A 5741-nucleotide genomic window follows, 5' to 3' on the forward strand; every position below is an offset into this window, starting at 1 on the left:
TGCGGTGATTTGGCGGCAGCCCGCGCCTTCGGTAACCTTGCGTTCACCGACGCGGGGTGGAGCAGCTCGGTAGCTCGCTGGGCTCATAACCCAGAGGTCGCAGGTTCGAATCCTGTCCCCGCTACTAACGAAAGTGGCCTTGACCAGGTCAAACGGCCGCCAGCATCAGCTGGCGGCCGTTTCGTTTTGTGAACGTTGTGAACGTTCGGCGTCGGTCGTTCCTACGCCGTGAACAACGGCGATGGACGCTGCTATCGCTGGGTTCACCTTCCCCAGGGTGTGCCACGGCGTGGTTGTCACGTGGTGGTGGTGGTGGATATCAGAGGTCATCCACGACGGTATGTCGGTGCCGATCGGTGAGCGGTTCGGCGTAGACGGGCATCATCTGGCCGAAGCTTTCTCGTGTCAGTTTTTCTGACGGTCATTTCGCGAATGCCTCTGGGTCGTTCCCATATATCCAACACAGGGTGGCACAGCACGGCGTCGCAGACGGTAACGGTCGCGAGGGACTTCACGGCCGACCTGGTGGCCCACTAGGGCGCGCAAAACGTCATCGCCGATCCATGACGCTCAAACCGAGCATCTTCGTAACGATGCGCTCGGCGCCGGACACGTCTCCGACGAAGCTCGTTCCGGATCTGGGTCATCGTCCATTCGCCAGTGGCACACGCCTCGAAGATCCGGGGGCGTGCTCAGCGCGCTCAGGGTCGAGCCACCATGCGAATTTCACTGCCGTCATCGGTCCGTGTCCGTACGTTCAAGTAGCCGAACGGCACCATGCCCGGCGTGCCGCCGTTCTGGGCTTTTTGCACCCTGCCCCTGCGTGTCTCCGTCGCAAGGTTGCGGCTGTAGAACTCGGCAATCGAGCTCATGATGCCGAGAAGAAGCATGCCGCTCGGGGTCTCGTCGACGTTCTCGGTGACGGAGACCAACTTTGCACCGGCCTTCTGAATCGCGAGGTTGATCTCGAAACCTGCGCCGCGCGATGTAGATACGTATTGCTAGAGGATGTGGAATCGTGCAGTCACCGCCGCGGTGGCCGGCGAACTGCTCGGGCGACCGCGGATCCCATGCCCGAATTGGAACCCGTGATGAACCATGTCTTGGCCACTGCGGCATCCTCCGACCACTTGCAGTGGCGGTTAGCTGATAAAGGGTCGGTCAGTGTAGGTGGGTGGTAAAGAATCTTTCGATCCGGTCCCAGGCGTCCTTGGCCGAGTCGGGTTCTGGGCCGATGCCGGCTACCCGCAGGAGGGGGCGAAGCACGCGGGGGCCGGCTTCGGCGTCGTTGAGGAAAGCGTGGCTGGCGCCGGGGTATTCCTTGACGTCGTGGGTCACGCCTGCTTTGTCGAGGGCCGCATCGAGCCGGCGGGCGGCACCTCGAAGGGAAGGGTCGCGGCCACCGTAGTTTCCGACGATCGGGCAGGCGCCTGCCACCGCTTCGTCGAGGTGACGCGGTAGCTGGCCGTAATTGACTGCGGCCGCATCGAATCCGTTGTTCGCGGTGAGGAGCGCGAAGCCTCCTCCGATGCAGAAGCCGATGACGCCGATCTTGCCGGTGCAGTCGGGAGAACCAGCCAGGTAGTCGTGGGCGGCGGAGATGTCGGCGAACGCGCGGCCGCGGCCACGCATCATGGCGGTCATCGTGGCGACCAGACATCGTGCTGTGCTGCCCGCGCTGAACAGGTCGACGGCCAGGGTGAGATAGCCGAAACCGGCGAGCCGGTCAGCGTGGCCGCGCATGACCTCGTCGAGGCCGAAGATCTCGTGGATCATCACCACGGCCGGCCACGGACCGATGCCCGGTGGGCTGGCCAGGTAGCCGCGAAGCGGCTGGGACCCGTCGCGGTCGGCGGCGAGGTCGGAGAGGTCGACGTCGGTCATGGTTTGGCCTCCTGTGGCGGTGGGGCGGGCAATGTGTAGGGGCCGACGACGGCCGCACCGAGCAGCGAAAGTCCGTTGCGGAGGGCATCAGGCGGTACGTCGTCGACAAGGTGGTGCATCACGATCAGGCCGTGCATGAGCGAAAACAATGTTGCGGCAACGGCGTTGGTATCCGAGTTCGGTGGGATGTATCCCTCATCGCGCCACCGGCTGGCCAGTTCGGCGATGTGGTCGAGGGTTTGGAGGTAAAGCGCGCGGGCACGTTTGTGCAGTACCGGATCACGCAGGGCCTCCGCCCAGGTCTGTAGCGCGAGCCGGGTCATGTCGTATTCGGGGTTGTTCGTCCTGCTGCGCAGTTCGGCGACGATCAGGCTCAGCGTTTCGGCGGGAGTGGGGACGGGGTCGCGATCGAGTAGCCCTACGAAAATGCCCCGCACCCGTGCCACTCCTTCCTCGGCGCTGGCGTGGATGATTTCCTCCTTGCTGCCGAAGTAGCGGTACACCGCGCTTGAGGACATCCCGGTCGAAGCGATCACCTGGTCCATCGACGTGGCGTGAAAGCCGTCGCGCGAGAAGCACCCCCACGCACTGGTGAGGATGTGTTGGCGGCGTTGCGCGCGGGTCTTCTCGCTGAGTCTGGGCACAAACGCATCCTAAACGAAAACGAGCGGTTGCGCTAGGGCGTATTCCGGCGTACGTTCAACTTCAAATAGCAACGATCGCTTTCGTTTGGAGGCACGATGTCGAACCTGTGGGGCACCGCGATCAGCCTCGCTGCCGCCCGGACCATTGTGGTGCGCGCTCTTGCGCACGCACGGAGCAGCGACTTTCCCCCGATGACAATTTCGGTGCTGGACGCTGCCGGAAGGCTGGTCGCCTTCGCCGGAGAAGACGGCTCCAGCCTGCTGCGCGAGCGCATCGCCCGGGGAAAAGCCCAAGGGGCACTGAACATGGGCGTGGGCAGTCGCAGCCTGGCCGCACGGGCAGCGTCCAACCCGGCCTTCGTTAACTCCCTGGTGTCGCTGGCCGACGGCAACCTCGTGCCCGTACCCGGCGGCGTTCTGATCCGCGACGACAACGACGCCGTGGTCGGTGCGGTCGGGGTGAGTGGTCACCTGCCCGACGACGACGAAGCCTGCGCCATCCACGGCATCACAGCCTGTGACCTGCGGGCCGATCCCGGCGCCTGATCTGTCACCAACCCTGAAACCGAGAGGAGCACCAACCATGTTCGATACCGACAACCGCCTGCTCGCCATGATCAAACAGCGGCAGATTCCGTTGGGAATGCAGTGTTTTACCGGCGATCGCGCCCTGATCGAAGTCCTGGGATTGACCGGCTTCGACTTCGTCATGCTAGACACCGAGCATTCGCCGGCGAACCCCCGCGCCATCGAAGACGCGGTCCTGGCCGCCGACATCGTCGGCTTGGTGCCGCTGGTACGCGTGCCGAGCTGTGCGGACGAAACCGCCATCCGACGCGCGATGGAAGCCGGCGCCCAAGGCCTGTTCGTGCCGGAGGTCAAATCGGCCGACGATGTGCGCCAGGTTCTCGACGCCGCACTCTTTCCGCCGTTGGGCAACCGCGGCATCTGCCCGGCCACCCGCGCCGCCAGGTACTCCTACCGCACCTTCGTCGACCACGCCGAGTGGAACAACCGCAACTTCCTCGTCGTCCCGCTCATCGAGAACCCCGACGCCGTCAACAACATCGACGAGATCTGCGCATTGGACCAAGTGCAGGTGCTCGCCTTCGGTCCCGGCGATCTCGCTTACGCCATCGGCGAGGGCAACAACATGACCGACAGTCCAAAGATCCGTGAGGCGTACCTAAAGGTCCAAGCAGCCGCCGATCGGCACGGCGTCGCGGTGATGGGCGGCCCGGTACTGGATCCCAGCGTCGACGGCTGTAAATCCGCGCTGGAAGACGGCGTCAAGGTGTTCTGCCTCGGCCTCGACGTCATGGGATTTCGGCGGTTTTGCGAGCACACCGTCCGTATCGCCGGCGTCTCGGTGCAAGGCACCGCCTACACCCGGCCCGAAACCCCGACCCCAGACTTCGCACCCCATGTCACTTCCTGAGAAGCCGACAACCAACGATTGAAAGGAGCAGCGCAGTGACGACTCATCTGAACCGCTTTGTGGTCGGACCCGACGCCGAGGGCCGCTCGGCGGTATTGCAGCGGGGGCTGACCAATGTCCAGTCCCGTGAGGGGTTCTACTGGCGCGCCACGTTGTGGGCAACCCAAGAGACCCCGGTGGACAACAGCATTGACGGCGACCGATCGCAGGCAGAGGGTCTCGGCGCTAGCCGCGAACCCTTCCCCGACGGCATGATTTGCCGGGCCCTGGAAATCCCGCCTGACGATCCCGACGCCGCCGAGCACCGCCGTGTCCTAGCCGATCTCAACCAGGAGGTCCACCAGAAGCACCAGCCGAGCGACTCCGATCTCGCCCGACATCCGAGCATGCACCGAACGGACACCCTGGACTGTCTTACCTGCATCCGCGGCGAAATCTTTCTGGTCACCGACACCGATGAGACGCTCATGCGGCCCGGCGACACCGTGATCATCCGGGGCACCAACCACGCCTGGAGCAACCGGTCGAACGCCCCCTGTTTGCTCGTCGGCACGATGACCGACGCCACCCCTCCGAGCGGAGGCTGATCAAGCAATGCCGGAATCAGCGGGCGACGCGTGTGATTGTGATGTTCTGGTCGTCGGCGGCGGTCTCGTAGGTTTGGCCGCTTCGATGTTCCTGGCGCAACAGGGATTACGCGTGTGGGTGGTGGAGCGGCATGCCGCGACATCGCGCCATCCCAAATTGCGCGGTGTCAGCGCCCGAACGATGGAGCTGTATAGGTCCGCCGGCATCGAAGAAGCGATAAGTTCCGCAGGCGAAAACCATTTCGGTGTTGCCATCGGCGACAGCCTCTCCGGTGAATACGAGCGGATACATCTGCCGCTCGCGCTGGCCCGGCAGAACCGGCTGAGCCCCACCACGCATTACGCATGCGACCAGGACCGCATGGAACCCATTCTGTTGCAACGCAGCGCCGAGTTGGGTGCCCAGCTGTTCTATGGCTGCACAGCCGTCAACATCGAGCAGCACGAGTTCACCGTCACCGCGGATGTGGTGTGGTCTCCGTCGACGGTCGGCACGCGCACGCCGGCCGTGCCACCGAGTCGGATCACCGCCCGTTACTTGGTTGCCGCGGACGGTGCCAGGGGCACGATCCGCGCCAGCCTGGGCATCGGCCGCCACGGTCAACCGATTCCGGGACGAGGTCTCAGCGTCTTGTTCGATGCCGACCTCGAGCCGGCAATGCGCGGACGTCGGATCAGCGCAATGGTCGCCCCGGCTGAGGGCGCCCTGTTGTTCGTCCGCAGCGAAGCTCGCGACCACAACTGGTTCGCCCTGACCCCAAGAGCCGACTTGGATTCCATTGATCCGGATTCTGCTGCCACCGAGGCGATTCCGATGATCCGGTCTGTGGTCGGTGTAGCAGACCTCGACATAACTGTTCGCAGCGCGATGACCTGGAGTACCGGGGCCTTCGTCGCCGACCGCTACCGCGAGGGTCGCATCTTTCTGGTTGGCGACGCAGCGCACCTCATGCCGCCCTACGGTGGATTCGGCGGCAACACCGGAATCGCCGATGCGCACAACCTCGCCTGGAAACTCGCCGCAGTGTGTTCGGGAGACGCCGGAGACGCCCTGCTCGACACCTACGAGTCCGAACGACAACCGATCACCGAGTTCACCCTCAAACACGTCATGCTGCGCGCCGGGGACGGGATCGGCCAATTCTTCCGGCAGTTCGACCAGTTCGACCCCAATCCGATCACGCTGGG

8 protein-coding genes and 1 tRNA gene are annotated in these 5741 nt (G+C 64.3%); 6 read left to right on the forward strand and 3 right to left on the reverse strand.

Going from position 1 to position 5741, the window contains the following annotated elements; translation table 11 throughout:
- Nucleotides 1-50 precede the first annotated feature (50 nt).
- Nucleotides 51-124 (forward strand) — tRNA-Met (locus QOH60_RS10270).
- A gap of 117 nt (nucleotides 125-241) precedes the next feature.
- Entirely contained in the window at nucleotides 242-418 is a 177-nt protein-coding gene (locus QOH60_RS10275) for a hypothetical protein (protein ID WP_526419802.1), read from the forward strand.
- A 283-nt stretch (nucleotides 419-701) separates the two neighbouring features.
- Here QOH60_RS10275 and QOH60_RS10280 read toward each other — a convergent pair whose 3' ends face one another.
- From QOH60_RS10280 to QOH60_RS10290, 3 genes are all read right to left on the reverse strand, one after another.
- Complete coding sequence (locus QOH60_RS10280) at nucleotides 702-965, reverse strand: recombinase family protein (RefSeq protein WP_526419817.1); 264 nt, start codon at nucleotides 963-965, stop codon at nucleotides 702-704.
- Nucleotides 966-1161: 196 nt separating this feature from the next.
- Nucleotides 1162-1884, reverse strand: a complete 723-nt coding sequence (locus QOH60_RS10285; RefSeq protein ID WP_526419804.1) for a dienelactone hydrolase family protein — start codon at nucleotides 1882-1884, stop codon at nucleotides 1162-1164.
- Complete coding sequence (locus tag QOH60_RS10290) at nucleotides 1881-2528, reverse strand: TetR/AcrR family transcriptional regulator (RefSeq protein WP_526419806.1); 648 nt, start codon at nucleotides 2526-2528, stop codon at nucleotides 1881-1883. The genes QOH60_RS10285 and QOH60_RS10290 overlap by 4 nt, the downstream gene beginning before the upstream one ends.
- Nucleotides 2529-2624: 96 nt before the next feature.
- On the opposite strand from QOH60_RS10290, the gene QOH60_RS10295 reads away from it, so the two are divergent.
- From QOH60_RS10295 to QOH60_RS10310, 4 genes are all read left to right on the forward strand, one after another.
- The gene (locus tag QOH60_RS10295) at nucleotides 2625-3074 is read left to right on the forward strand and encodes a heme-binding protein (RefSeq protein WP_526419808.1); all 450 of its coding nucleotides are present in this window, start codon (nucleotides 2625-2627) and stop codon (nucleotides 3072-3074) included.
- 37 nt (nucleotides 3075-3111) lie between these two features.
- Nucleotides 3112-3966: an HpcH/HpaI aldolase family protein gene (locus QOH60_RS10300; protein ID WP_526419810.1), complete on the forward strand. Its 855-nt coding sequence runs from the start codon at nucleotides 3112-3114 to the stop codon at nucleotides 3964-3966.
- Between the two features lie 35 nt (nucleotides 3967-4001).
- The gene (locus QOH60_RS10305) at nucleotides 4002-4553 is read left to right on the forward strand and encodes a cupin domain-containing protein (RefSeq protein WP_526419813.1); all 552 of its coding nucleotides are present in this window, start codon (nucleotides 4002-4004) and stop codon (nucleotides 4551-4553) included.
- Nucleotides 4554-4638: 85 nt separating this feature from the next.
- Nucleotides 4639-5741 (forward strand): FAD-dependent oxidoreductase (locus tag QOH60_RS10310; RefSeq protein WP_526419815.1); only part of this gene is annotated, 1103 nt, incomplete at its 3' end.

This window comes from Mycobacterium sp., from assembly GCF_032159765.1.
Classification (GTDB): domain Bacteria; phylum Actinomycetota; class Actinomycetes; order Mycobacteriales; family Mycobacteriaceae; genus Mycobacterium.

What these genes read in the sequence shown, in the direction of transcription:
- QOH60_RS10275 (WP_526419802.1), top strand. Translation starts at nt 242, where the DNA reads ATGGACGCTGCTATCGCTGGGTTCACCTTCCCCAGGGTGTGCCACGGC.
- QOH60_RS10285 (WP_526419804.1), bottom strand. Translation starts at nt 1,884, where the DNA reads ATGACCGACGTCGACCTCTCCGACCTCGCCGCCGACCGCGACGGGTCC.
- QOH60_RS10295 (WP_526419808.1), top strand. Translation starts at nt 2,625, where the DNA reads ATGTCGAACCTGTGGGGCACCGCGATCAGCCTCGCTGCCGCCCGGACC.
- QOH60_RS10300 (WP_526419810.1), top strand. Translation starts at nt 3,112, where the DNA reads ATGTTCGATACCGACAACCGCCTGCTCGCCATGATCAAACAGCGGCAG.